28 protein-coding genes are annotated in these 25444 nt (G+C 66.4%); 14 read left to right on the top strand and 14 right to left on the bottom strand.

Features of this window, described 5'->3' with window-relative positions; genetic code table 11:
- From R5H32_RS02010 to R5H32_RS01985, 6 genes are all read left to right on the top strand, one after another.
- The coding region (locus R5H32_RS02010; protein ID WP_318337009.1) for an AsmA-like C-terminal region-containing protein at positions 1–538 on the top strand (538 nt) is incomplete at its 5' end.
- Positions 535–1623 carry a tRNA preQ1(34) S-adenosylmethionine ribosyltransferase-isomerase QueA gene (queA, locus tag R5H32_RS02005; protein WP_318337008.1) on the top strand — a complete coding sequence of 363 codons (1089 nt, stop codon included), beginning with the start codon at positions 535–537 and terminating at the stop codon, positions 1621–1623. The genes R5H32_RS02010 and queA, both read left to right, overlap by 4 nt.
- 56 nt (positions 1624–1679) lie before the next feature.
- Complete coding sequence (locus tag R5H32_RS02000; RefSeq protein ID WP_318337007.1) at positions 1680–2984, top strand: MFS transporter; 1305 nt, start codon at positions 1680–1682, stop codon at positions 2982–2984.
- Positions 2985–3060: 76 nt separating this feature from the next.
- Positions 3061–3636: a DUF924 family protein gene (locus R5H32_RS01995; protein ID WP_318337006.1), complete on the top strand. Its 576-nt coding sequence runs from the start codon at positions 3061–3063 to the stop codon at positions 3634–3636.
- 102 nt (positions 3637–3738) lie between these two features.
- The gene (gene lpdA, locus R5H32_RS01990; protein ID WP_318337005.1) at positions 3739–5133 is read left to right on the top strand and encodes a dihydrolipoyl dehydrogenase; all 1395 of its coding nucleotides are present in this window, start codon (positions 3739–3741) and stop codon (positions 5131–5133) included.
- 116 nt (positions 5134–5249) lie between these two features.
- Positions 5250–5849, top strand: coding sequence for a DUF502 domain-containing protein (locus R5H32_RS01985; protein WP_318337004.1), 600 nt, complete (start codon positions 5250–5252; stop codon positions 5847–5849).
- A 4-nt stretch (positions 5850–5853) separates the two neighbouring features.
- Here the strand turns inward: R5H32_RS01985 and R5H32_RS01980 are convergent, their stop codons facing one another.
- Positions 5854–6219 (bottom strand): rhodanese-like domain-containing protein, encoded by a 366-nt coding sequence (locus R5H32_RS01980; RefSeq protein ID WP_318337003.1) that lies wholly within the window; start codon positions 6217–6219, stop codon positions 5854–5856.
- A gap of 240 nt (positions 6220–6459) precedes the next feature.
- Here R5H32_RS01980 and uvrA point away from each other — a divergent pair, with 240 nt between their 5' ends.
- A complete protein-coding gene (gene uvrA, locus R5H32_RS01975; protein ID WP_318337002.1) occupies positions 6460–9318 on the top strand; it encodes an excinuclease ABC subunit UvrA in 2859 nt (952 codons plus the stop codon).
- 3 nt (positions 9319–9321) lie between these two features.
- Here the strand turns inward: uvrA and R5H32_RS01970 are convergent, their stop codons facing one another.
- Entirely contained in the window at positions 9322–9645 is a 324-nt protein-coding gene (locus R5H32_RS01970; RefSeq protein ID WP_318337001.1) for a hypothetical protein, read from the bottom strand.
- Between the two features lie 163 nt (positions 9646–9808).
- On the opposite strand from R5H32_RS01970, the gene R5H32_RS01965 reads away from it, so the two are divergent.
- On the top strand, positions 9809–10801 hold the full coding sequence (locus R5H32_RS01965) for a DUF4105 domain-containing protein (protein WP_318337000.1): 993 nt from the start codon (positions 9809–9811) through the stop codon (positions 10799–10801).
- On the opposite strand, the gene R5H32_RS01960 is transcribed toward R5H32_RS01965, so the two are convergent.
- From R5H32_RS01960 to R5H32_RS01925, 8 genes are all read right to left on the bottom strand, one after another.
- Complete coding sequence (locus tag R5H32_RS01960) at positions 10802–11011, bottom strand: DUF2892 domain-containing protein (RefSeq protein ID WP_318336999.1); 210 nt, start codon at positions 11009–11011, stop codon at positions 10802–10804. It lies immediately after the preceding gene.
- Positions 11012–11106: 95 nt separating this feature from the next.
- Positions 11107–11763: a Crp/Fnr family transcriptional regulator gene (locus R5H32_RS01955; protein WP_318336998.1), complete on the bottom strand. Its 657-nt coding sequence runs from the start codon at positions 11761–11763 to the stop codon at positions 11107–11109.
- A 37-nt stretch (positions 11764–11800) separates the two neighbouring features.
- The gene (locus tag R5H32_RS01950) at positions 11801–12145 is read right to left on the bottom strand and encodes an excinuclease ABC subunit A (protein ID WP_318336997.1); all 345 of its coding nucleotides are present in this window, start codon (positions 12143–12145) and stop codon (positions 11801–11803) included.
- Positions 12146–12222: 77 nt separating this feature from the next.
- A complete protein-coding gene (mmsB, locus tag R5H32_RS01945; RefSeq protein ID WP_318336996.1) occupies positions 12223–13095 on the bottom strand; it encodes a 3-hydroxyisobutyrate dehydrogenase in 873 nt (290 codons plus the stop codon).
- Positions 13092–14138 (bottom strand): enoyl-CoA hydratase/isomerase family protein, encoded by a 1047-nt coding sequence (locus R5H32_RS01940; RefSeq protein WP_318336995.1) that lies wholly within the window; start codon positions 14136–14138, stop codon positions 13092–13094. Before R5H32_RS01940 ends, mmsB begins: the two co-directional genes overlap by 4 nt.
- Positions 14138–15283: an acyl-CoA dehydrogenase family protein gene (locus tag R5H32_RS01935; protein ID WP_318336994.1), complete on the bottom strand. Its 1146-nt coding sequence runs from the start codon at positions 15281–15283 to the stop codon at positions 14138–14140. The genes R5H32_RS01940 and R5H32_RS01935 overlap by 1 nt, the downstream gene beginning before the upstream one ends.
- 94 nt (positions 15284–15377) lie before the next feature.
- A complete protein-coding gene (locus tag R5H32_RS01930) occupies positions 15378–16505 on the bottom strand; it encodes a carboxylate-amine ligase (protein WP_318336993.1) in 1128 nt (375 codons plus the stop codon).
- A 162-nt stretch (positions 16506–16667) separates the two neighbouring features.
- Positions 16668–18167: a CoA-acylating methylmalonate-semialdehyde dehydrogenase gene (locus R5H32_RS01925; RefSeq protein WP_318336992.1), complete on the bottom strand. Its 1500-nt coding sequence runs from the start codon at positions 18165–18167 to the stop codon at positions 16668–16670.
- Between the two features lie 100 nt (positions 18168–18267).
- Between R5H32_RS01925 and R5H32_RS01920 the strand changes: the two genes are divergently transcribed.
- From R5H32_RS01920 to coaD, 3 genes are all read left to right on the top strand, one after another.
- A complete protein-coding gene (locus R5H32_RS01920; protein WP_318336991.1) occupies positions 18268–19161 on the top strand; it encodes a LysR family transcriptional regulator in 894 nt (297 codons plus the stop codon).
- Positions 19162–19220: 59 nt separating this feature from the next.
- The gene (locus tag R5H32_RS01915) at positions 19221–19655 is read left to right on the top strand and encodes a CBS domain-containing protein (protein WP_318336990.1); all 435 of its coding nucleotides are present in this window, start codon (positions 19221–19223) and stop codon (positions 19653–19655) included.
- A gap of 93 nt (positions 19656–19748) precedes the next feature.
- On the top strand, positions 19749–20246 hold the full coding sequence (gene coaD / locus R5H32_RS01910) for a pantetheine-phosphate adenylyltransferase (protein ID WP_318336989.1): 498 nt from the start codon (positions 19749–19751) through the stop codon (positions 20244–20246).
- Positions 20247–20453: 207 nt separating this feature from the next.
- Here coaD and gap (R5H32_RS01905) read toward each other — a convergent pair whose 3' ends face one another.
- The 3 genes from gap (R5H32_RS01905) to gap (R5H32_RS01895) all read right to left on the bottom strand — a co-directional run bounded on the left by gap (R5H32_RS01905) (position 20454) and on the right by gap (R5H32_RS01895) (position 22728).
- Complete coding sequence (gap, locus tag R5H32_RS01905) at positions 20454–21455, bottom strand: type I glyceraldehyde-3-phosphate dehydrogenase (RefSeq protein WP_318336988.1); 1002 nt, start codon at positions 21453–21455, stop codon at positions 20454–20456.
- A 94-nt stretch (positions 21456–21549) separates the two neighbouring features.
- Positions 21550–21693: a hypothetical protein gene (locus R5H32_RS01900; protein WP_318336987.1), complete on the bottom strand. Its 144-nt coding sequence runs from the start codon at positions 21691–21693 to the stop codon at positions 21550–21552.
- Between the two features lie 30 nt (positions 21694–21723).
- Complete coding sequence (gap, locus tag R5H32_RS01895) at positions 21724–22728, bottom strand: type I glyceraldehyde-3-phosphate dehydrogenase (protein ID WP_318336986.1); 1005 nt, start codon at positions 22726–22728, stop codon at positions 21724–21726.
- Positions 22729–22971: 243 nt separating this feature from the next.
- Here gap (R5H32_RS01895) and R5H32_RS01890 point away from each other — a divergent pair, with 243 nt between their 5' ends.
- The gene (locus tag R5H32_RS01890; RefSeq protein ID WP_318336985.1) at positions 22972–23946 is read left to right on the top strand and encodes a DUF808 domain-containing protein; all 975 of its coding nucleotides are present in this window, start codon (positions 22972–22974) and stop codon (positions 23944–23946) included.
- Between the two features lie 70 nt (positions 23947–24016).
- Complete coding sequence (locus R5H32_RS01885; RefSeq protein ID WP_318336984.1) at positions 24017–24247, top strand: N-(5'-phosphoribosyl)anthranilate isomerase; 231 nt, start codon at positions 24017–24019, stop codon at positions 24245–24247.
- A 63-nt stretch (positions 24248–24310) separates the two neighbouring features.
- Here R5H32_RS01885 and R5H32_RS01880 read toward each other — a convergent pair whose 3' ends face one another.
- A complete protein-coding gene (locus R5H32_RS01880) occupies positions 24311–24862 on the bottom strand; it encodes an HPF/RaiA family ribosome-associated protein (protein ID WP_318336983.1) in 552 nt (183 codons plus the stop codon).
- Between the two features lie 126 nt (positions 24863–24988).
- On the opposite strand from R5H32_RS01880, the gene R5H32_RS01875 reads away from it, so the two are divergent.
- Positions 24989–25420: a DUF2267 domain-containing protein gene (locus R5H32_RS01875; protein WP_318336982.1), complete on the top strand. Its 432-nt coding sequence runs from the start codon at positions 24989–24991 to the stop codon at positions 25418–25420.
- Positions 25421–25444 lie beyond the last annotated feature (24 nt).

Here is a 25444-nt window from a genome sequence, read left to right as displayed (position 1 = left end):
GGCGCTGCGCGCCGCGGGGATTTTCTCGCGCGGGGTCGGCGGCCGGTTCGAACTCAGCCTGCGGCCGGTCGGCGCGTCGGGCTCCTATGACGGCTCCGTGCGGATAGCCAACATCCGCGTCGTCGATGCCCCGGTGCTTGCGGCACTTCTCGACGCGGTCTCGGTTGTCGGCCTGCTCTCTCAGCTCTCGGGCCCCGGCATCCTCTTCTCAAACGTCGCCGGCGAGTTCCGGCTGACGCCCGGCGCGGTCGATATTCGCAGCGGCGCGGCGACGGGCCCCTCGCTCGGCATTTCGGTTTCGGGCCGGTATGAGACCGCGGCCAAGCGCATGGACTTGCAGGGCACCGTCTCGCCGATCTATATGCTCAACGGGATCGGCCAGATCTTCTCGCGCCAGGGCGAGGGGCTCTTCGGTTTCAACTACCGCCTTGCGGGCAACGCGGATGCGCCCCGCATCAGTGTCAACCCGCTCTCGATCCTCACCCCCGGCATGTTCCGCGAGATCTTCCGCACCAGCCCGCCGAAACCCAGCCAATGAAACTCTCCGATTTCGACTTCGAACTGCCCGACACGCTGATCGCCACCCGGCCGGTGCGGCCGCGTTCGGCGGCGCGGCTCTGCCTTGTCGAGGGCGACGAGATCCGCGATCTCCATGTCGGCGACCTCGTCGATCTGCTCGGCCCCGGCGACCGGCTGGTGCTGAACGACACCAAGGTGCTACCGGCGCGGCTCGCCGGAACCCGGGCCCGGGCGACCGGGCAGGGCGATGCGGTCGCGCGGATCGAGGTCACGCTGCTGGAGCCGCGTCCCGACGGGACCTGGGCCACGCTCGTCAAGCCCTTGAGAAAGCTCAAGGAGGGCGAGCATATCCGCTTTTCCGATCGGCTTTCGGCCGTGGTGGCGCGCATCGAGGAGGGGCAGGCGGAGCTCGACTTCAACCTTTCTGACGAAGAGTTCGACGCGGCGCTCGCCGAGGCCGGCGACATGCCGCTGCCGCCCTATATCGCGGCGATGCGCGCGCCCGACGACCAGGACCGGCAGGACTACCAGACCGTCTTTGCCCGCCGCGCGGGCGCGGTCGCGGCGCCCACGGCCTCCCTGCATTTCGACGACGAGCTGCTCGCGCGTCTCGCCGCGAAGGGCGTCAGCTTCACCCATGTCACGCTCCATGTCGGCGCCGGCACCTTCCTGCCGGTGAAGGTCGAGGATGTCGCGACCCACAAGATGCATGCCGAATGGGGCGAGGTGACCGACGAGGCCGCGGACGAGATCAACGCGACGCACGCCGCAGGCGGCCGGGTGATCCCGGTCGGCACCACCGCGCTCCGGCTGATCGAGAGTGCGGCCGGTGCCGATGGCCAGGTCCGTCCCTGGCGCGGGCCGACCGACATCTTCATCTATCCCGGCTATGCGTTCCGCGTGACCGACGGGCTGATGACCAACTTCCACCTGCCGAAATCGACGCTTCTGATGCTTGTCTCGGCACTGATGGGCGTGGAGCGGATGCGCCGCGTCTATGACCACGCGGTCGCGGAAGGTTACCGGTTCTTCTCCTACGGCGATGCCTCGCTTCTCCTGCCCGAACGGCGCAATCCAGCCACGCCCGGTCGCGACCGGGCCTGAAAGCCCGCGCCGATCCTGCACACTTCCCGCCGCCTCTTGATCCGAAAGACATTCCGATGCTGATCGTACTTCGCAACTCCTGGGCCCTGCTGCTGGGCATGATGCTGCTGATGATCGGCAACGGCGTGCAGGGTACGCTTCTGGGCATCCGCGGTGCGATCGAGGGGTTTTCGACGACGCAGATGTCCTTCGTCATGTCGGCCTATTTCCTCGGCTTCCTGTTCGGCTCGCAGATGACGCCGAACATGATCCGGCGCGTCGGCCATGTGCGGGTCTTCGCCGCGCTCGGCTCGATGATCTCGGCGGTTCTTGTGGCCTATGCGGCCGCACCCGACTGGATGGCCTGGGCGGTGATGCGGGTGGTGATCGGGTTCTCCTTCTCGGGCGTCTACATCACCGCGGAGAGCTGGCTCAACAACGCCTCGACGAACGAGACCCGGGGCCAGGCGCTGTCGCTCTACATGATCATGCAGATGCTCGGCATCATCTCGGCGCAGGGTCTGCTAAACGTCGGCGATCCGTCGGGCTACCTGCTGTTCGTGATCCCCTCGGTGCTGGTCTCGATCGCCTTCACGCCGATCCTGCTCACCGCCAGCCAGGCGCCGGCCTTCGAGCTCACGAAGCCGCTGAGCTTCTTCCGTCTCTACCAGATTTCGCCCCTCGGCTGCGTCGGCATCTTCCTCCTCGGCGGCATCTTCTCGGCGCAGTTCGGCATGGCCTCGGTCTGGGGCGCGACGGTGGGGCTGTCGGTGCGCGACCTGTCGATTTTCGTCGCCTCGATCTATGTCGGCGGGCTGGTGCTGCAATACCCGATCGGCTGGCTCTCGGACCGGATGGACCGGCGCAAGCTGGTGCTCGCGCTCGCGGTGCTTGGCGCTGTTGCGACGATCGTGCCGGTCGTCATGGAGCCGAACTTCGTCATGCTGGTCGCGGTCGGCGCGCTGATGGGCGGGGTGTCGAACCCGCTCTATTCGCTCCTCGTCGCCTATACCAACGACTTCCTCGAAGGCTCCGACATGGCCGCCGCCTCGGCGGGGCTGATCTTTATCAACGGCGTCGGCGCGATCGGCGGCCCGATCCTCACCGGCTGGATCATGGCCGAGATCGGACCGGCGGGCTTCTTCCTCTTCATCGCGGTGCTCTTCGCGATGATGGCGGTCTATGCCGCCTGGCGGATGAGCCGGCGCCCGGCGCCGCCGACCGACCATCCCGGCGCCTTCATGCCGCTCGCGCCGACGGCCGGCCTCGTCGCGGTCGAGGCCGCGATCGAGGTGCAGGCCGAGGCCCAGGACGCGACCGCGGGCACAAGCGAAACGAAAGCACCGGGGGAGGCGCCGACCGGCCGCGACACGGTCGACTGAGCATCATCGCACTGGCTTTTCGGGCCGCATCCTGCAAATCTGAAGCCCGGATCACAAGGATGCGGGGGGCAAGGGAATGTCTGAACCTGAAGCCGTGGTGGAGTTCTGGCTGCACGAGGTAGGACCGTCCGGCTGGTATGTCGCGGCCGACGATGTGGACGCGGAGATACGCGCACGGTTCGGCGCGGAGTGGCAGGCGGCCCACGCCGGCCAGCGCGAATTCTGGTGCAACGGGCCGCGCGGCACGCTGGCCTACCTGATCCTCACCGACCAGTTCCCGCGCAACATGTTCCGCGGCAAGCCCGAGGCCTTCGCCACCGATGCCCGCGCCCTCGCGGCCGCAAGGGCCGCCGTCGATCTCGGCTACGACCTCAAGGTGAAGGAGCCCGAGCGGGTGTTCTTCTACATGCCGTTCGAGCATTCCGAAGAGATCGGGGACCAGGATCTCTCGGTTGCGCTGGTCGAGCGCAACATGCCCGAGTCGGGTGCTGGCTACCTTCCCCATGCGCTGGCCCATCGCGAGATCATCCGCCGCTTCGGCCGCTTCCCGTTCCGCAATGCCGCGCTCGGCCGGAAGAGCTCTGCCGCAGAGGCCGAATTCCTTGAAAGCGGCGGCTATCGCGCGATCTTGGATGAACTCGCCAGCGCCTGAGCGCAGCCATGCGTCCTGCGCATGGCGTTCCTGCGGCAGGCGCATTGTGTAGAATCAAAAAGTAGTTTAATGGCAAACTACTTTTTCCGAGGGAGGTAGGACATGGCTGCGAAGACTTTCGACATGATCGTGATCGGTGCGGGTCCGGGCGGCTATGTCGCCGCGATCCGGGGCGCCCAGCTCGGGCTCAACGTCGCGATCGTCGAGCGCGAGCATCTGGGCGGCATCTGCCTCAACTGGGGCTGTATCCCGACGAAGGCGCTTTTGCGTTCGGCCGAGGTCTTCCACCTGATGCACCGCGCCAAGGAATTCGGGCTCAAGGCCGACGGGATCGGCTATGACCTCGACGCCGTCGTGCAACGCTCGCGCGGTGTGGCAAAGCAGCTTTCCGGCGGCATCGGCCACCTGATGAAGAAGAACAAGATCACCGTCTTCATGGGCGAGGCGACGCTGCCGAAGAAGGGCACCGTGTCGGTCAAGACCGACAAGGGGACCGAGGAACTGTCGTCCAAGGCGATCGTGGTCGCCACTGGCGCGCGGGCGCGGGAGCTGCCGGGGCTCGAGGCCGATGGTGATCTGGTCTGGACCTACAAGCACGCGCTGATGCCGAAGCGGATGCCGAAGAAGCTCCTGGTCATCGGCTCGGGGGCGATCGGGATCGAGTTCGCGTCGTTCTTCAACACGCTCGGCGCCGATACGACGGTGGTCGAGGTGCTCGACCGCGTGCTGCCGGTCGAGGATGCCGAGATCTCGGCCTTCGCCAAGAAGGCGTTTGCCAAGCAGGGCATGAAGATCATGGAGAAATCCACGGTCAAGAAGCTCGACCGCGCCAAGGGCAAGGTTACCGCGCATATCGAGGCTGGCGGCAAGACCGAGACGATGGAGTTCGACACCGTCATCTCGGCCGTCGGCATCGTCGGCAACGTGGAGAACCTCGGGCTGGAAGGTCTCGGCGTGAAGATCGACCGCACCCATGTCGTGACGGACGAGTATTGCCGCACCGGCGTCGAGGGGCTTTACGCGATCGGCGACATCGCCGGCGCGCCCTGGCTCGCCCACAAGGCCAGCCATGAAGGCGTCATGGTCGCCGAGCTGATCGCCGGCAAGAAGGCCCATCCGATCAAGCCGAACACCATCGCTGGCTGTACCTACTGCCATCCGCAGGTCGCCAGCGTCGGTCTGACCGAAGCCAAGGCCAAGGAGGCCGGCTACGAGGTCAAGGTCGGCCGCTTCCCCTTCATCGGCAACGGCAAGGCGATCGCGCTCGGCGAGGCGGAGGGTCTGGTCAAGACCGTCTTCGACGCAAAGACCGGCGAGCTTCTCGGCGCCCACATGATCGGCGCGGAAGTGACCGAGCTGATCCAGGGCTACGTCGTCGGCCGCACGCTCGAGACGACCGAGGGCGAGCTGATGGAGACGGTGTTCCCGCATCCGACGCTTTCGGAGATGATGCACGAGGCGGTGCTCGACGCCTACGGCCGGGCGCTGCATATCTGACGGCGCGCGACGGCCGGCGGGGTCACGCATGTGACCCGCCGGCGGTCGGTCCTTAAGGCAGGGCCGTAGTGGCGCCAGAGCGGAACGGGCGGTCGGTGCCCGGGACTGGGGGGAGCATGATCAAGACGACGATTGTCGGCGGGATGCTGGCCCTCGTGCCGCTTGGCTTCCTGGTTATCGTGCTCGAAAAGGCGTGGCTCGTTGCCAACAAGGTGGCCGGGCCGATAGAAGCAGCACTGCCCGAAGCGCACGCCGCGAGGCCGGTGTTGGTGAGCTTGGCGGCGTCGGTCCTGATCCTTGGCTTCTGCTTCCTGTCCGGGCTCGCGGTGCGCCATCGCATCGTGAAGTCGCGCGTCGCGGCGGTGGACGCGATCCTCACCGATACGATTCCGGGCTATGTCGCGGTCAAGGCCAAGGTCAGCGGCCTCGCGGAGTCAGAGGAGCGCGAGGGGCTGTTGAAGGCCGTTGTGGTCCGGTTCGACGACCATTGGCAGCTTGCCTACGAGGTCGAGCGGGACGGCGATCATGCGACCGTGTTCCTGCCGGGATCGCCCTCGGTCTGGTCAGGCACGACGATCATTGTCGAGACCGAGCGGATCTCACCGCTCGACTCGCCGCTCGCCGGGATCAACCGCGCGCAGCGCGCCCTGGGGCGCGGGACCCTGGGCATTGCCGGCCGGGCGATCGGGAACGGCGGCGAGCCGCCGAGCGCTTGATGGGTCAGCGGGTGACGGCGCCGCCCGCGGCGCGCCAGTCGCCGAAGCCGCCAAGGTTGTAGACCTCGCGGTAGCCGAGTTGCGCGAGCATCTGCGCCGCCATCTGGCTGCGGGCGCCGGACGCGCAGTAGAGCGCCACGGGGCGCTCGCAGGAAAGCTCCGCCAGGCATTCGGGGCTCGACGGGTCGCATTTCATGCGCAGGACCGCGAGCGGGACGTGAAGCGCGCCGGCCGCCTTGCCGGAAGCGGCGATCTCGGTGCCGTCGCGGACGTCGATCACGGTCAGCTCTCCCGCCGCGGCGCGGGCGACGGCGTCCTTCGGCGAAAGACCGGGCGCGCCGGAGGTGAGGGAGCGGATGAAGGACAGCATTGAAGGGCCTTTCACTGAGTTGATCTCGCCGTCTGATCTGGCGTGTCGGCCCTTCATATCAAGGTCCGGGCGGAAAATAAATTCAAAAAGATGAATTTGAAGAGGTGTGTCCGCATTTCGTGCAGTCCGCCCGAGCCATGATGTCAGCATGCATTGAGCAGTTCTTGTTATGTTCTTACTTTCCGGTTGGAGACTCGCGCGACATGCACTATTTGTTAACGCCTGATCCCCGGGGGCAGCATGGCCGAGCAGAAATTCATCGAGGTGCGCGGCGCGCGCGAGCACAATCTGAAGTCCATCGACGTGGATATCCCGCGCGACAAGCTTACGGTGATCACCGGGCTGTCGGGCTCGGGCAAGTCCTCGCTGGCCTTCGACACGATCTATGCCGAGGGCCAGCGGCGCTATGTGGAATCGCTTTCCGCCTATGCCCGCCAGTTCCTCGACATGATGGGCAAGCCCGATGTCGACCACATCTCCGGCCTCAGCCCGGCGATCTCCATCGAGCAGAAGACGACCTCGAAGAACCCGCGCTCGACCGTCGGCACGGTGACCGAGATCTACGACTACCTGCGGCTTCTCTTCGCCCGCGTGGGCACGCCCTACAGCCCCGCCACCGGCAAGCCGATCGAGGCGCAGCAGGTGCAGGACATGGTCGACGCGGTGATGGCGATGGGCGAGGGGACGCGCGGCTATCTGATGGCGCCGATCGTCCGTGACCGGAAGGGCGAGTACAAGAAGGAGTTCCTGGAGCTTCGCAAGCAGGGTTTCCAGCGGGTGAAGGTCGACGGCCAGTTCTACGAGCTGGAGGAGCCGCCGACGCTCGACAAGAAGTACCGCCACGACATCGACGTGGTGGTCGACCGCATCGTGGTGCGCGAGGGGCTGGAGACGCGGCTCGCCGACAGCTTCCGCACCGCGCTGAACCTCGCCTCCGGCATCGCGATCCTCGAGACCGCACCGGCCGAGGGCGAGCCGGAGCGCATCACGTTTTCCGAGAATTTCGCCTGCCCGGTCTCCGGCTTCACCATCCCCGAGATCGAGCCGCGGCTCTTCTCGTTCAATGCGCCCTTCGGTGCCTGTCCGTCCTGCGACGGGCTCGGGGTGGAGCTCTTTTTCGACGAACGGCTTGTCGTGCCGGACGTGACGCTGAAGCTCAAGGACGGCGCGCTCGCGCCCTGGAACAAGGGCAAGTCACCCTATTTCATCCAGACCATCGACTCGCTTGCCAAGCATTTCGGCTTCGATGCGCGCAAGCCGTGGAAGGACCTGCCCGAGAAGGTGCAAAACCTCTTTCTCCACGGCTCGGGCGACGAGGAGATCAAGTTCCGCTTCGACGAGGGCGGTCGGGTCTACGAGGTCAGCCGCACCTTCGAGGGCGTGATCCCCAACATGGAGCGCCGCTACCGCGAGACCGACAGCGCCTGGGTGCGCGAGGAGTTCGAACGCTACCAGAACAACCGTCCCTGCGGCGCCTGCGGTGGCCACCGGCTGCGTCCCGAGGCGCTGGCGGTGAAGATCGCGGGCCTGCATGTGGGCGAAGTGGTGCAGATGTCGATCAAGGAGGCCTATGCCTGGATCGACACGGTGCCCGGAAAGCTGACGAGGCAGAAGAACGAGATCGCGCGGCTGATCCTCAAGGAAATCCGCGAACGTCTCGGATTTCTGAACAATGTCGGGCTCGAATACCTGACGCTTTCGCGCAATGCCGGCACCCTTTCGGGCGGCGAGAGCCAACGGATCCGGCTCGCCTCCCAGATCGGGTCGGGCCTGACAGGGGTGCTCTACGTTCTCGACGAGCCCTCGATCGGGCTCCATCAGCGCGACAACGACCGGCTGATCGGCACGCTGAAGAACCTCCGCGATCAGGGCAACACGGTGCTGGTCGTGGAGCATGACGAGGAGGCGATCCGCGAGGCCGACTATGTCTTCGACATCGGCCCCGGTGCCGGGGTCCACGGCGGCCAGGTCGTGGCGCGCGGCACGCCGGAGGAGATCGCGGCCGATCCGGCCTCGCTGACCGGGCAGTACCTCTCGGGCAACCGCGAGATTGCGGTGCCGAAGCATCGTCGCGAGGGCAACGGCAAGAAGCTGACCGTGGTCAAGGCGACCGGCAACAATCTGAAGGAGATGACGGCCGAGTTTCCCCTGGGCAAGTTCGTCTGCGTCACCGGCGTTTCCGGCGGCGGCAAGTCGACGCTGACGGTGGAGACGCTCTACAAGAATGCCGCGCTCAGGCTCAACGGCGCGCGCGAGACGCCCGCGCCCTGCGAGACGATCAAGGGTTTCGAGCATCTCGACAAGGTGATCGACATCGACCAGCGCCCGATCGGGCGCACGCCGCGCTCTAACCCCGCGACCTACACCGGGGCGTTCACGCCGATCCGCGACTGGTTCGCGGGGCTGCCGGAAGCGAAGGCGCGCGGCTACGCGCCGGGGCGGTTCTCTTTCAACGTCAAGGGCGGGCGCTGCGAGGCCTGCCAGGGCGACGGCGTGATCAAGATCGAGATGCACTTCCTGCCCGACGTTTATGTCACCTGCGAGACCTGCAAGGGCCATCGCTACAACCGCGAGACGCTGGAAATTCTCTTCAAGGGCAAGAGCATCGCCGACGTTCTTGAGATGACGGTGGAGGATGCCCAGAGCTTCTTCCAGGCGGTGCCGGCGATCCGCGAGAAGATGGATGCGCTGGTCAAGGTCGGGCTTGGCTACATCAAGGTCGGGCAGCAGGCGACGACGTTGTCGGGCGGCGAGGCACAGCGGGTGAAGCTGTCGAAGGAGCTTTCAAAACGCTCGACGGGCCGCACGCTCTACATCCTCGACGAGCCGACGACGGGGCTGCATTTCGAGGATGTGCGGAAGCTTCTCGAAGTGCTGCACGAGTTGGTCGAACAGGGCAACACGGTCGTCGTGATCGAGCACAATCTCGACGTGATCAAGACCGCCGACTGGATCATCGACATCGGTCCCGAGGGCGGCGACGGCGGCGGGCGCATCGTGGCTTCGGGCACGCCCGAGGAAGTGGCGGCCGAAGAGCGCAGCCATACCGGCCGCTACCTCGCGCCGATGCTGAAGCCAAAGCGGGTCGCGGCCGAGTAGGGCTCAGCGCCGGCGAAAGTTGCGGATGACCTCGAGCACGCGGTGGTCGGTCGCATCGACCCGGTAGACGACGTAGTCCGCCTTGTAGTAGCGCCACGCCCCGTCCACGGGCGGCAGGCCATAGCGATCTATGTCGAGCAGCATGCTGTGGTCGTAGATCGGAAAAGCATCGCCGACCGCGAAATCCGGCTGACTGCGTTGCTCGACGGGGATGACGACGCACTTCGCCGTGGCGGACTGGGTGAGGCAGGTCTGTGCCGCCGCGTTGCCGCCGAACGAGATCAATACGGCGGCGGCGGGCGCCAGGATATGAACCGATGTCCGCATGCGGAATCTCCCGGAATCACTTTGAACAATGAGCCATTGTAACATGTATCCGACCGGATCGGGGCGTTGTCGTTGGCCCGGCTTCGCGGCGGCGGGCCGATGCGGCTTGCTTAGAGACACTAAATTGCGCAGGAATGTTGCGAACGAAGAGTGGAAGGGCTGCATGGTCGTATCGATCGCAGTTTTCGCGGGCCGCGTGCTTCAGATCGGTCTCGCGGCCGGTTTGCTCGGCTGGACGGCGCTTTTGGGGCACTTCCAGCTTGGAGCCCCATGGCGACAGGTGTTCGCCGCGCTGATCGCCGTGCTGCTGCTCGGGCTTTTCGTGCTCCTCTGGCGCCGCGAGTGGCGGCGGGTCTGGATCGCGATGGGGCTCGTTCTCGTGGCGGCGGGCCTCTGGTGGGGGTCGCTCGAGCCGCGCGCGGACCGCGACTGGAAGCCCGAGGTCGCCCACGGCGTCACCGCCGAGATCGGGCCGGAGCGCGTCACGCTGCACAACGTGCGCAATTTCGGCTGGACATCCGAGACCGAGGCGGCCGAACGCTGGGAAACCCGGGTCGTGGATCCCGGCGCTGTGGCTTCGGTCGACATCATCCTGTCGGTCTGGGACAGCCCCGACATCGCCCATACGCTGGTGAGCTTCGGCTTCGAAGATGGGCAGCACGTCGTCTTTTCGAGCGAGATCCGCAAGGAGAGGGACGAGGAGTTCTCCTCTCTCGGTGGGTTCTTCCGGGAATTCGAACTTGTGCTGATCGCGGCCGATGAACGGGACATCGTGCGGCTGCGCACCGACATGCGCGGCGAGCAGGTCTCGCTATATCCGATCACGATGGAGGCCGAACAGCGCGAGCGGCTGTTCCTGTCCTTCCTCGAACTTGGCAACGATCTCGACCGGGCGCCGCGCTGGTACAACACGCTGACAAGCAACTGCACGACGGTTCCCTACCATCTTGCGGCCCAGCTTTCTGACCGCGTGGTGTTCGATCCCCGCGTCATCCTGTCGGGGAGGTTGCCGGGCTATCTGCGCGACATCGGGGTGCTGCGTCCCGACCTCACGGCCGAGGAGGTCGCGGAACGCGCCTCGCTCGGCCGGCTCGGCCCGGCACTCGCGGACGGCGCGGAGTTCTCGCGCCGGATGCGAACGAATTGGGACAGCTGATCAGTTCTTCTTCATTGGGCAGGTCGAGAGGCCGAGAACCGTGTAGAGCGGGCAGCTCGAAAGGGCGCCTGTGAGAAGTGCGATCGCGCCAACGAGGGCGAGGATCCAGCGGTAGCCGAGATCGGGCATCGCGAAGAACGCCCCCAGAAGGACGATCCCGAGAAGGATGCGGATCACGCGGTCCGCGCCGCCGACATTGGTCTTGAACATGGTCAATCTCCTGTTTCCCGTGCCGGGCGGGTGCCCGGCCGTCACGGGTGGCAGGATGGCAGGGGCAGGGTGGTCAGGTCTGTGACCTTGTCACGCTATTCGGCCGCTGCGGCGAGGCGCCGCAGGGCGGGGGCGTCGGTCAGGCGCACCGCGCCGCGTTCCGTCGCGACCCAGCCCGACCGCTGGAACGCGTCGAGGCGCCGCGAGACGACCTCGCGGGCCGAGCCGATGGCGGTGGCGAGTTCCTGGTGGGTCGCATGGACCACGCCCTCCGTGGCGCGGTCGAGAAGCGCCTGGGCGAGGCGGCTTTCGACGCGCTGGAAGGCGACGCGTTCGAGGACATGCATCATGCCCTGCATCCGCGCGGCGAAGGCCGAGAATACATAGGCCCGGAAGGCGGGGGAGCTGTCCATCAGGGCGAGAAACAGGCCGCGCGGGATCAGCACCAGCCGGCAATCGGTCGCGGCCACGGCCTCGCCCGAGTAATCGTCGCCGCCGAGAAGGCCGAGCGTCGTTTGCACGCAGGACCCGCCGGGCTCGACGGCGTAGAGCAGGATGTCGCGCCCCGACGGACCGGTAAGGAACACCTCGATCCGGCCCGTTAGCACGACGACGAAGCCCTTCACCGTGTCGCCGGGGTGGAAGACCGGCGTGCCGCGCGCCAGTTCGACCGGAACAAGCGTCTCGATCTGGCGGCGCGCGGCGGCGTCCAGCGCGTCCAGTCCCATTGCCTCCGAGGTCCAGGCGGTCATGGCCGCGTCGGCGCGCTCTGGGGACGGGGCGGCATCGTCAGTCGAGCAGCGCCGAGGTCGCGCGGATGAAGTCGAGGATCTCGTAGGTCGCCTCGTCCACGCGGTAGATGCGGTTGTCGACGACGTAGTAACGCTCGCCGGGCCGGAGCGGCGGCAGCTCGTAGCGGTCCGGGTAGCGGATCTGGTGATAGTTGTAGTGGGTCACATAGTCGCCGCGATCGGGGTAGCGCACGCCCTTCTTGGCCTGTCCGGGCGGCACGCAGGGCACGGCCTTCTTGGCGAGGCCCGGCGGGCAGTTCTTGCCGCCGGCATGGACGGGAGCCGCGCTGAGCGCGGCGAGCGCGAGCGCGGAAAGGACGAGTCGGGTGGTTCTCAGGGTCATGCGGTATCTCCTTGGCCAGCGGAACCTAATCGCTGGCGCGGGTGAAGTGCTCCCCTACGATGTAGCATCGGCGGAAATCAGCCGCGATGGCGTTTTTCGAACCGCGGCAGCATCGCCGAGAAATCCATGCCCTTGCCGTCCTCGCGTTCCACGAATGTCTCGTAGAGCCGCGCGGCCAGTTCGCCCATCGGCGTGTCGGCATCGGCGGCCTCGGCCGCCTGCTGGCTGAGGCGCAGGTCCTTCAGCATCAGCTCGGCCGCGAATCCGGGCTTGTAGGCGTTGTCGGCAGGCGATTTCGGCCCGACGCCCGGCGCCGGGCAATAGGCGTTCATCGTCCAGCTGTAGCCCGAGGAGGTGGAGACCACGTCGAACATCTTCTGCCGGTCGAGGCCGAGCTTGTCGGCCAGCGCGAAGGCCTCGCAGGTGGCGATCATGGTGACGCCGAGGATCATGTTGTTGCAGATCTTCGCCGCCTGTCCGGCACCCGAGCCACCGCAATGCACCGCCTTCTGGCCCATGATGTCGAAGAGCGGCTGCACGACCGCGAAGGCCGCTTCGGAGCCGCCGGCCATGAAGGTCAGCGTGCCCGCGGCCGCCCCCGTGACCCCGCCGGAAACCGGCGCGTCGACGGCCAGAAGCCCCGCCTTCTCGGCATCGGCCGCGACCGCACGGGCGCTCGCGACGTCGACGGTCGAGCAGTCGCAGAGGACCGCTCCCGCTTTCATCGCCGGGATCACCTCGGCCGCCACCGCGCGCAGGATCGCGCCGTTCGGCAGCATGGTGATGACGACATCGGCGCCCTCCGCGGCCTCGGCCGCGGTGCCCGCCGTGCGCGCGCCTTCGACCGTCACGCCGGCCACGTCGAAGCCGGTGACCTCGTGGCCCTCCTTCACGAGGTTGGCCGCCATCGGCCCGCCCATGTTGCCAAGCCCGATGAATCCGATCTTCATGTCCGTTCCTCCTCGAATGTCAGGGCGTCCTCCCCGAGCGGCATCAGCATCTTCGCCACCTCGGCCGCCGGCACGGCTTCGGCGCTCTCGTGGCGCCAGCGCGGGTTGCGGTCCTTGTCGATGATCGCGGCGCGGATGCCTTCAAGGAAATCCGCATGCTCCATCGAACGGTAGGTGAAGCGATATTCCAGTTCCAGCGCGGCGCGCATCGCGGGCGCCGCGCGCAGGCGATGCAGGATCTCGACCGTGCAGGCGACCGACAGCGGCGCGGCACGGCCGAAGGCCTTGCGCGCCTCGGTCGCGACCTCGCCCTCGGCGGCGTTCAGCGCGCGGGCGATGTCGCCCGCCGTTTCGCCCGCGAAGAGCGCGTCGATCTCGGCTTGCAGCGCGGCGAGCCGTCCCGCCGGCGGCGTCGCGGTTCGCGTGTCGATCCGGCCCGCATCGCCGCTCTCGATCAACTCGGCCTTGAGTGCGGGCCAGTCGGCTTCGGGCACGAAGCGGTCGGCGAAACCGGCGAGGATCGCGTCCGCCGGGCCCATCCGCGCGCCTGTGGTGCCGAGATATTCGCCGAGGCGCCCCGGCGCCTGCGCCAGAAGGAAGGAGCCGCCGACGTCCGGCACCAGCCCGATCCCGCATTCCGGCATCGCGATCTGGCTCGTCTCGCCGACGATCCGGTGGCTGCCGTGGCAGCCGACGCCGACGCCGCCGCCCATCGTGAAACCCTGCAGGAAGCTCACCACCGGCTTCGCGAATGCGTCGATCCGCGCGTTCATGCGGTATTCGTCGGACCAGAACCTGCGGCCGTAGGACCAGTCGCCGCGCGTGCCGGTCGCGTACATCTCGGCGATGTCGCCGCCGGCGCAGAAGGCGCGCTCGCCCTCCGCGTCTATCAGCAGCAGCGCCACCGCGGGATCGTCCACCCAGGCCTTCAGCGCGCCGTCGATCTCAAGACACATCCCGTAGGTCAGCGCGTTGAGTGCCTTCGGCCGGTCGAGCGTGATCCGCCCGGCGCGGCCCTCCTTGCGGATCCGGATTTCCGCCATCAGCCACGTTCCGCGAGAAGCGCGCGGGCGGTGATCAGCCGCATGATCTCGTTCGTGCCTTCGAGGATCTGGTGCACCCGGAGATCGCGGACGATCTTCTCGATGCCGTAATCGGCGAGATAGCCGTAGCCGCCGTGAAGCTGCAGGCACTGGTTCGCGACCTCGAAGGCGTTGTCGGTCACGAGAAGCTTCGCCATCGCGCAGAACTTCGAGGCGTCCGGGGTCTTGTTGTCGAGCTTCCACGCCGCCTGGCGCAGGAAGGTGCGCGCCGACTGAAGCTTGACCTCAAGCTCGGCGAGCCGGAACTGCAGCGCCTGGAACTGGTCAATGGTGCGGCCGAAGGCCTTGCGCTCGCCCATGTAGGCGATGGTCGCGTCCATCGCCGCCTGCGCGCCGCCAAGGGCGGAGGCCGCGATGTTGAGCCGCCCGCCGTCGAGCCCCGCCATCGCGTAGGAAAACCCCTTGCCCTCCTCGCCGAGGAGGTTCCCGGCCGGGATCACGCAGTCGTCGAACTGCACCTGCGCGGTGGGCTGCGCCTTCCAGCCCATCTTCTGTTCCAGAGCGCCAAAAGAGAGCCCCGGCGTGCCGTCCTCGACGATCACGGTCGAGATGCCCTTCGGCCCGTCCTCGCCGGTGCGGCACATCACGACATAGACGTCGGAATAGGAGCCGCCCGAGATGAAGGCCTTGGTGCCGTTGAGTTTCCAGCCGTCATTGGTGCGCTCGGCGCGAGTCCTGAGGGCCGCCGCGTCCGAGCCCGATCCGGGCTCGGTCAGGCAATAGGCGAAGACCTTGCGCATCGAGGTCAATTCGGGCAGCCATTTCGCCTTGGTCTCGTCCGAGCCGAAGCGGTCGATCATGCCGCCGCACATGTTGTGGATCGACAGGAACGCGCCGACGGCCGGGCAGGCCATCGCCAGCGCCTCGAAGACCAGCGTCGCGTCGAGCCGGCCGAGCCCCGAGCCGCCGTACTCCTCGGCGACGTAGATGCCGCCGAGGCCGAGCTCGGCCAGCTTCGGCCAGAGGACTTTCGGAATCGTGCCGGCGGTCTCCCAGTCGCGGGCATGGGGCGCGATCTGCTGCTGCCCGAAGGCAAAGGCCATGTCGAAGATGGCCTGTTGTTCCTCGCTCAGTGCGAAATCCATCGGAACCCTCCTGGCGGCATGAATTGAACGCTTGTTAAATTCCAACTGTTGCAAGAATTTTGCAAGCCGAAATCTGCGCCACGAAAGCCCGTTTTCACAGGTCGGCGTGAAATTCCTCGATGAGGCTGCGGACCACGGCGCGCATCGCGCCGGTCTCATCGTCGCCGGCCTCGATCGCATCGGTGCGGACGGCGCGCTGTCGGTCGGCGCTGGTGCCGGATTCGAGCACGTCGCGCAAAGCCTCGATCTCCACCGCGCAGCCGAGCGCCTCGGCATCCTCGGCGACGAGGGCGATGAGTTCGTCGAGCAGCACCGCGAAATCGACGACCTCGAGCCGGCCGAAATCAATCAGCCCACCGGTGATCCCGTAGCGCTGCGCCCGCCAGCGGTTCTCTTCGATGAGGAAGTTGTCGTAGTGCCGCCAGCGCTGGTTCCTGCGCCGGAGCCGGCAGAGCATCCGCGTGAGGCATTGGGTGAGTGCTGCCAGCGACAGCGTCATCTCCAGACGGGGCTGGACGTCGCAGATCCGGGTCTCGATCGTCGGGAAGCGGGCGGAGGGGCGCAGGTCCCACCAGATCTTCGTCGAATCCTCGATCAGCTTCATGTGGACCAGCGCATGCACCGTGCGTTCGTACTCCGCCCAGCTCGAGAAGCGCGGCGGCAGGCCGGTGCGGGGCAGGTTGTCGAACACGGTCAGCCGGTAGCTCGCGAGACCGGTGTCCTCGCCCTGCCAGAACGGCGAGGAGGCCGACATCGCAAGAAGATGCGGCAGGAAGTAGGAAAGCTGGTTGACGAGGTCGATCCGCATGTCCTCGGCCGGGACGCCGACATGGACATGCATGCCCGAGATCAGCATCCGCCGCGCCACCCCGCCGAGATCGCGGCGCAGGACGTTGTAGCGTTCCTTGTCGGTGTGGTGCTGATCCTTCCAGTCGGAAAACGGATGGCAGGAGGCGGCGATCGGGGCGAGCCCGTGATCGGCGGCGTGGCGCGCGACGCAGGAGCGGAGCTTGCGCAGGTCTTCCCGCGCCGCGCCGATATCCTTGCAGACGCGGGTGCCGATCTCGATCTGGCATTGCAGGAATTCGGGGCTGACCTGACCCGCCATCTCGGCTTTGCAGGCCGCCATCAGCGCCTCGGGCGCCACCGCGAGCGCTAGGCTGTCGCGGTCGACGAGGAGGTACTCCTCCTCGATCCCGATGGTGAAATCCGGCTCGGTCATGGCACGCACCTCCCTCGGCCAGTTGAGCAGAGCCCGTGGCACGGGGCAAGCGCGGAGCGGGCGCCATTCCCCCCCGTTGAACGGCAAAGGGCCGGCGGTGTGCCGGCCCTCGCGTCGATCCGTCTATGGGCGAGGGCAGGGGCCCCCGCGCCGGTTCCGGCGTCAGTCCATCGCCTTGAAGTTGAACTCGCCACCTTCCTTGATGCCGGACGGCCAGCGCGCGGTCACGGTCTTGGTGCGCGTGTAGAACTTGAACGAGTCCGGACCGTGCTGGTTGAGGTCGCCGAACATCGACTTCTTCCAGCCGCCGAAGGTGTGGTAGGCGAGCGGCACCGGGATCGGCACGTTGATGCCGACCATGCCGATGTTGATCCGGTGCGCGAAGTCGCGCGCGGTGTCGCCGTCGCGGGTATAGATCGCCGTGCCGTTGCCGTACTCGTGATCCATCGCGAGACCGAGCGCCTCTTCGTAGGACTTGGCGCGCACCACCGACAGGACCGGGCCGAAGATCTCGGTCTTGTAGATGTCCATGTCGCGGGTGACATGGTCGAAGAGGTGCGGGCCGACGAAGAAGCCGTTCTCGTAGCCCTGGAGCGTGAAGTCGCGGTTGTCGACCACGAGCTTCGCGCCCTGCTCGACGCCGCTGTTGATCAGGCCGAGGATGCGCTCCTTCGCCTCGCGGGTGACGACCGGGCCGTAATCCACGTCGTTGCCGTCGGTATAGGGGGCGACGCGCAGCTTCTCGACCCGCGGCACCAGCTTTTCGATCAGCCGGTCGGCGGTCTCGTCGCCCACCGGCACCGCAACCGAGATCGCCATGCAGCGTTCGCCCGCAGCACCGAAGCCCGCACCGACGAGCGCGTCGGCGGCCTGGTCCATGTCGGCGTCCGGCATGATGATCATGTGGTTCTTGGCGCCGCCGAAGCACTGGGCGCGCTTGCCGTTCGCGGTGGCGCGGCTGTAGATGTACTGCGCGATCGGGGTCGAGCCGACGAAGCTGACGCCCTGGATCGTCTCGCTGTCAAGCAGCGTGTCGACCGCCTCCTTGTCGCCGTTGACGACCTGGAAGACGCCTTTCGGCAGGCCCGCCTCGACGAAGAGTTCGGCGAGCATCAGCGGCACAGAGGGGTCGCGCTCGGAGGGCTTCAGGACGACCGCGTTGCCGCAGGCGAGCGCCGGGCCGACGTGCCAGAGCGGCATCATGGCCGGGAAGTTGAACGGCATGATCGAGGCGACGACGCCGAGCGGCTGGCGCATCGAGTACATGTCGATGCCGGGGCCGGCGTCGTCGGTGAACTCGCCCTTCAGCATCTGCGGCGCGGCGATGCAGTATTCGATCACTTCAAGGCCGCGCTGCAGGTCGCCCTTGGCGTCCGGGATGGTCTTGCCGTGCTCGCGCGAGAGCGCTTCGGCGAGTTTCTCCATGTCGCGGTTCATCAGGCCGACCATGGCCATCATGACGCGCGCACGGCGCTGCGGGTTCATCGCGCCCCAGGCCGGCTGCGCGGCAGCGGCCTTGGCGATCGCGGCTTCGGTCTCGGCGGCCGAGGCCAGCGGGCACTTGGCCTGCACTTCGCCGGTCGCGGGGTTGAAGACGTCGGTGAAGCGGCCCGACGTGCCCTTGACGTATTCGCCGTTAATCCAGTGGTTCAGTTCTTTCATGGAAGCCTCCCAGGAAGTTCGCGGGCACATTACCCTTGCAATTTTGCTTGATAAAGAGGCAGTTTCCCAAAGGTGTTTTGCATTTTCGCAAAGGTGACCAATGGCGGATTGGGATGATCTGAGGGTGTTTCTCGCGGTGGCGCGGGCCGAAAGCCTTTCCGGGGCGGGCAAGCTCCTGAAGCTCGACCCGGCCACTGTCGGCCGCCGTGTCGCGCGGCTGGAAGAGGCGATGGCGGTCCGGCTCTTCGTGCGCTCGGCGCAAGGTTACACGCTCACGGGCGAGGGGCAGCGGCTTCTGGCCCATGCCGGCCGGGCCGAGCAGGCAGTCGCAGAGGCGATGGAGGAGGTGGGCTCGGAAGGCACGGGCCTGACCGGGCAGATCCGCATCGGCGCACCGGATGGCAGCGCCAACTACCTTCTGCCGCAGATCGTCGCGGCGATCTGCGCCGATCATCCCGGGCTCGAGGTCCAGATCGTCGCGCAGCCGCGGGTCTTCAACCTGTCGAAACGCGAGGCCGACATGGCCATCGCAGTCAGCCCCCCCGCCTCGGGCCATCTGACGGTGCAGAAGCTGACCGATTACCGGCTGCACCTCGCCGCCTCGCAGGGCTACCTCGACAGTCATCCGCCGATCCGGACCCCTGCCGACCTGAAGCACCACCGCACCATCGGCTATATCCAGGACCTCGTTTTCGACAAGGAGCTGGACTACCAGAGCGAGGCGGGGATGGAGGCGGTGACGCTCGCCTCGAACTCGGTCTCGGTGCAGTTCAACTGGGTCCGGACCGGCGCCGGCATTGCCGTCGTGCATGATTTCGCGCTGCCCGCGGCGCCGGGTCTCGTCAAGGTCCTCGCCGACAAGGTCTCGCTCACGCGGTCGTTCTACCTCATCCGCCATCCCGACGATCGACGGGTGGAGCGGCTCAACCGCTTCGCCGAGCTTCTGGCCCAGGGCGTGCGGCGTGAGGTCGCGCGGCTCGAAGCACTGGCTTGACAGCGGCGGATCAAGGCGCGACGCTTAGGGAAAGTCGCTTTACGCTCAGGAGGTTGCCCATGCAGGTTCACCAGATTCTTCGTTCAAAGGATCAGACCGGCATCATCACTGTGGCGCCCGAGACGAGCGTCGCCGACGCGGCGCGACTCCTGGCGGAACGCCGGATCGGCGCCGTCGTCGTCTCGCGCGATGGCAAGACGCCGCTCGGCATCCTGTCCGAACGCGACATTGTGCGCGACCTCGGCCGGCGCGGCTCGGGCTGTCTCACCGACAAGGTCGAGGCGCTGATGACCCGCAACCTGGTCTCCTGCGCGCCCACAGATGCCGCGGACAGCGTGCTGGAAAAGATGACCGCGGGGCGCTTTCGCCATATGCCGGTGATGGAGGGCGAGACGATGGTCGGCTTCGTGTCCATCGGCGATCTCGTCGCGGCGCGGATCTCCGAACTGGCGATGGAGAAGGACGCGCTGGCCGGCATGATCATGGGCAACTGAGCGGGGAAACGGCCGTCTTTTGAACCTCTTGCAATCCGTGGCGCAATATCGTTGCGTTGGCGTCACGAAACGCCCCCAGAGAGACAGGGACCCATGCGCATCGGCCTATATCCTGGCACGTTCGATCCGATCACGCTCGGCCACACGGACATCATTCAGCGCGCGATGGCGCTCGTCGACCGGCTGGTGATCGGCGTTGCCATCAACCGCGACAAGGGACCGCTTTTCAGTCTTGAGGAGCGGGTGGCGATGGTGGAGGCCGAATGCGCCAGCATCATCGCCAAGACCGGTGGCGAAATCGTTGTTCATCCCTTCGAGAACCTCCTGATCGATTGCGCTCGCGACGTCGGCGCCTCGGTGATCGTCCGGGGGCTGAGGGCGGTTGCGGATTTCGAGTATGAATTCCAGATGGTGGGCATGAACCGGGCAATGGACGACACGGTCGAGACCGTGTTCCTGATGGCCGACGCGCGGCGGCAGGCGATTGCTTCGAAACTCGTCAAGGAGATCGCGCGCCTGGGCGGCGACATCTCAAAATTCGTGCCGCCTGACGTTCGCGCCGCCGTCTATGCCAAGCTTGGACGTGCGTGAGGCTTCCCGCGCCTGACAACTGAGTTGTCGCGCTTGCCCTGAGGGTCGGGCGTTCGACCGATTGCGGCGCGTCTCCGAAGGCATGTCGGCGCCTATCCACTTTGCGAATGGGGAGCCGGGATCGTGTTCCACGCCGATCGCCCACCCGGGCGGAAGCCCGGCACCTCGATCAAAGCTGCCAGAATTTCCCGCAGCCGTCGGCGGCCGTCAGATCAGCTTGCCGATCGCGACGGCGGTATCGGACATGCGATTGGAAAAGCCCCATTCGTTGTCGTACCAGGAGAGGATCCGGCACATCCGCCCCTCCATTACCTTGGTCTGGTCCATGTGGAACACGGACGAGCGCGGGTCGTGGTTGAAGTCCGACGAGACGTTCGGGTGGTCGGTATAGCCGAGGATGCCCTTGAGATAGCCGTCGGCGGCCGCCCGGATCGCCGCGTTAATCTCGTCCACGCTGGTGTCGCGCGCGGCCTCGAAGACGAGGTCCACCACCGAGACATTGGGGGTGGGCACCCGGATCGCCACGCCATCAAGCTTGCCGTTCAGTTCCGGCAGGACGAGACCCACGGCCTTCGCAGCACCCGTCGAGGTCGGGATCATGGAAAGCGCCGCCGCCCGCGCCCGGTAGAGATCCTTGTGCATCGTGTCGAGGCTGGGCTGGTCGCCCGTGTAGGAGTGGATCGTGGTCATGAAACCCTTGGAAATCCCGATCGCGTCGTTCAGCACCTTGGCAACGGGACTGAGGCAGTTCGTCGTGCAGGAGGCGTTGGAGACGACGATATCGTCGCGAGTCAGGCTCTTGTGGTTGACGCCGTAGACGATGGTCTTGTCGGCGTTCTTGCCCGGCGCCGAGATCAGCACGCGGCTGGATCCGTTCTCCAGATGGGCCTGACAGGCCTCCTTCGAGGTGAAGATCCCGGTGCATTCCATCACCACGTCAACATGAGCCCAGGGCAGGTCGGCCGGATTGCGCAGCGCCGTGACCTCGATCGGGCCGCGGCCGACGTCGATCGTGGTCTCGGTCGTGGTCACCTCCGCGGGAAACCGGCCATGCACCGAATCAAAGCGCAGCAGATGGGCGTTGGTCTCGACCGGGCCGAGATCGTTGATCGCGACGACCTCTATGTCCTTGCGCCCGGACTCGATGATCGCCCTGAGCACGTTGCGTCCAATGCGGCCGAAACCGTTGATCGCCACCTTCACTGCCATCTCAAACCTCCTCTCGCAAAGCGCCGGCGCCCCGCAGGGAGCCGTTACCGCTAACACCAAAAACAGCCTATAGGTCAACTGCAGAGTAGCGGTCTCAGCGCCAGAAGGCGAGATATTCGACGAGATCGAGCAGCTTGCGCCCCAGGAAGAGGGGCGCGCCGAGGTTCAGCCAGAAATGGTCCACCAGAAAGAAGGCGGCTAAGAGTGCCGCTAGGGCGATGGCGATCCGGTTGGTCATGGGCGGGGGCGCAAGGCCCCCCGGGGCTCCTTACTGAAGGAGCCGCCCCATCGCGCCGGCGACATCGGCCATCCGGCAGGAGAAGCCCCATTCGTTGTCGTACCAGGCCAGGACCCGGACGGTGCGGCCGCCCACGACCTTGGTCTGGTCCGGCGCGAAGATCGAGGAATAGGGGGTGTGGTTGAAGTCGATCGAGACCTTGGGTTCCGGGTCATAGGCAAGAACCATGCCCATGTATCCTGCCGCGGCTTCCCTTACGATTTCGTTGACGTCGGCGACGGTCACGTCCTTTCCGGCCTGGAAGGTCAGGTCGACGGCCGAGACGTTCGGCGTCGGCACCCGGATCGCGGTGCCGTCGAGCTTGCCCGACAGTTCCGGCAGCACTTCGCCGAGCGCCTTCGCGGCGCCGGTCGAGGTCGGGATCATTGCCATCGCCGCGGCGCGCGCACGGTAGAGATCCTTGTGGCGGCGGTCGAGCGTCGGCTGGTCGCCGGTATAGGAGTGGATCGTCGTCATTATGCCCGACTCGATCCCGATCGCGTCGTTCAGCACCTTGGCGAGCGGAGCGAGGCAGTTCGTGGTGCAGGAGCCGTTCGAGACGACGAGATGCTCGGCCGTAAGCTGGCGGTGGTTGACGCCATAGACGACGGTCTTGTCGGCGTTCTTCGCCGGAGCGGAGACCAGCACGCGCTTGGCGCCGCGGCCGAGATGCACCGCCGCCTTGGCGCGGTCGTTGAAGTTGCCGGTGCATTCGAGGACGACGTCGACGCCCTCCCAGTCCAGCTCTTCGGGGTTGTAGGTCGACATCACCTCGATCGGGCCGCGGCCGAGGTCGATGGTGTTCTCGCCGACCTTAACCGGCCCGGCGAAGCGGCCATGGACGGAGTCGTATTTCAGGAGATGCGCGTTGGTCTCGATCGGCCCGGTGGCGTTGATCTTGACGACCTGGACGTCGTTGCGCGCGGCTTCGGCTATATGTGCCAGCGTGCAGCGGCCGATCCGGCCAAACCCGTTGATGCCGATGGTGACGGTCATGTGCCTCATCTCCTGTGCCCGATACGCGGGAGCCAAGCCGCGCCAGTTCCTGCGCATAGCAGAGGTCATGAGATGGGAAAACCCGCTATATCAACATGGTAGCGAAAACAGGGCGGTGTTAGCGAAAACAGGCGCGCCGAATCCGGCTGGGTTCGGGCCGTTCCGGCGCCGCGCCGTCGCGATCGCCTTGCCTCGGCGGCAGGATTCGCTAGGTTGGCGCCGGTTTGCAGGGAAGGGACGACCATGAGCGGATTGCTGGCGCTACTCGACGACGTGGCCGCGATCGCCAAGGTCGCGGCGGCGAGTGTCGACGATGTCGCTGGCATGGCGGCCAAGGCCGGCTCCAAGGCCGCGGGCGTGGTGATCGACGACGCGGCCGTCACGCCGAAATACGTCCACGGCTTCGAGGCCAGGCGCGAACTGCCCATCATCTGGAAGATCACCAAGGGCTCGCTGTTCAACAAGCTGGTGATCCTTTTGCCGGCGTCGATGCTGATGAACGCCTTCGCGCCCTGGCTGATCACGCCGCTTCTCATGCTCGGCGGCGCCTATCTCTGCTTCGAGGGCGCCGAGAAGATCTTCCACAAGCTCTTTCCCCACGGCGACGCCCATGTCGAGGCCGACATGGAGGTCGGCGATCCGGTGCATCTGGAGGAAAAACGCGTCCGCGGCGCGATCAAGACCGACTTCATCCTCTCGGCCGAGATCATGACCATCGCGCTTGCCGCGATCCCGGAGGGCGTGCTCTGGATGGAGGCGCTGACGCTCGCCGTCGTCGCGGTCGGGATCACGGTCGCGGTCTATGGATCGGTGGCGCTGATAGTGAAGATGGACGATATCGGGCTCTTTATGGCGGCGACGGCGCGGACCGGGGTCGGACGCGCGCTCGGCACCGGGCTCGTGAAGGCGATGCCGAAGCTCATGGCGCTCCTCTCGACGATCGGCACCGCGGCGATGCTCTGGGTCGGCGGTTCGATCATCATTCATGGGCTCGACGTACTGGGCTGGCCGGTGCTCTACGACACCATCCACCACTGGGCCGAGGCCGTCGCCCATACGGTGCCGGAGCGCATCGCGGGCTTCACCGGATGGGCGGTGACGGCTCTGGCGGATGGCGTGTCCGGCCTTGCACTCGGGATGGCTCTCATTCCGCTCGTCACGCGCCTGGTCGGGCCGCTCTGGCGCACCATCGCGGGCAGCGACCCCGGCGCGCAATAGCTCGGGGCGCCGGCGCGTCGTCGCCGTTGGTCTTAGCCTTACGTTAACCGTTTCTGGGCACTGTCGCGGCATGAGCGCGCCCGCCCCGCATATGCATCCTGACTACTGGTTGCGCACGATCTTCGCCTCCCAGGCGGCGATCCGCGGCGGGGTGATCCGACGTTCTGTCCGGGACGTGGAGATGATCGTCGGTCGCGCGGCGTTCGAGCGCGAACTGAAGCGACGCGGCTACCACGCGGTCGAGAACGCAGGCCAGTTCGTGATCTTCTGCAACAACGAGCCGGTCCGTATCCTGTGCTGATCCAAAATCCATCAATGGATTTTGGAACGATTTTTCAAAAAATCGTTCCTCCGCAGCGGCGAACTAGCCCCTGAGCGAGACATTCACCGCGAACGGCCCCTTGTCGCCGTCCATCAGGCTGAACTCGAGATCAGTGTCGAGGCCGATCCGCTGCCAGTCGCTGCCGACGACGCTGTCGCGCTGGAAATAAACCTCGAGCCCGCCGCTCGACTTGATGAAGCCGTACCCCTCATCCGCGAAAAGCCGCACGACGCGGCCGTGATGGCGCTCGGGGTGGCTCTTCACGTCGACGCCCTTCATCTTGCGCACATGCTCGTCGAGCTGGCGCCGCGCGGCGTTGAAGCTGTCGCGGATCGCGACATGCAGATCCTCGTGGGCGCCGAGATCGCCGGGCTTCCTGTTGACGATGATCATGCCGCCCGGCACCTCGGCCTCGACGGCCACCTGGTAGATTTGCCCCTTGTTGCCGCGCGCGGTGCGCTTCTCGACGATCACCCGGCAGGAGGTGATGCGCTGATGGACCTGTTCGAGCTTGCCGATCTTGCCGTGGATCTCGGCGGTGACGGCTGGGGAGGCATCCATGCCGTGAAAGACGATCTGCGGTTCGGTTTCCATGTGAGGCTCCGCTATGGCTGCGGCAATCATGCAGCGGGCTTGCGTCCGGGGCACTGACCCGCGTCAACGCGCGGCGGGCCGGACCGTGCTTTCTTTCCGCCGATCCTGAGATGCGAGGAGGCTGACATGAGCGCGCTCGGACTGAAGATGATCGACGAGGCGGTGCAGTCCGCCAATATCTGGGTGAACGAGGTCGACAGCCGCACCGGCTGGGACAACAAGCAGCGCAGCTATAGGCTGCTGCGGGCGGTGCTGCACGCGGTCCGCGACCACCTGACGGTCGACGAGGCGACCGACCTCGGAGCGCAGCTGCCGACGCTGATCCGGGGCATCTACTACGAGGGCTGGAACTCGGCCCGGAATCCGGTGCGGATGCGCCATGCAGAGGACTTCGTCGCAGCGGTGCAGAAGGGGTTCGAGCCCGATCCTCTGGGCGATGCCGACCGGGCGGTGCGGGCGGTCTTTAACCTTCTCGACAGCCACATCTCGGCGGGCGAGATGAAGGACGTGCGCAGCGCCTTCACCAAGGAGATCCGCAGTCTTTTCGGGCTTACCTGACGCGGCCGGTGGCGGCGCAGGGAA

This window comes from Defluviimonas sp. D31 (assembly GCF_033436765.1).
In the GTDB taxonomy this organism is placed as follows: domain Bacteria; phylum Pseudomonadota; class Alphaproteobacteria; order Rhodobacterales; family Rhodobacteraceae; genus Albidovulum.
This window is presented reverse-complemented; position numbering and strand designations above follow the sequence as displayed.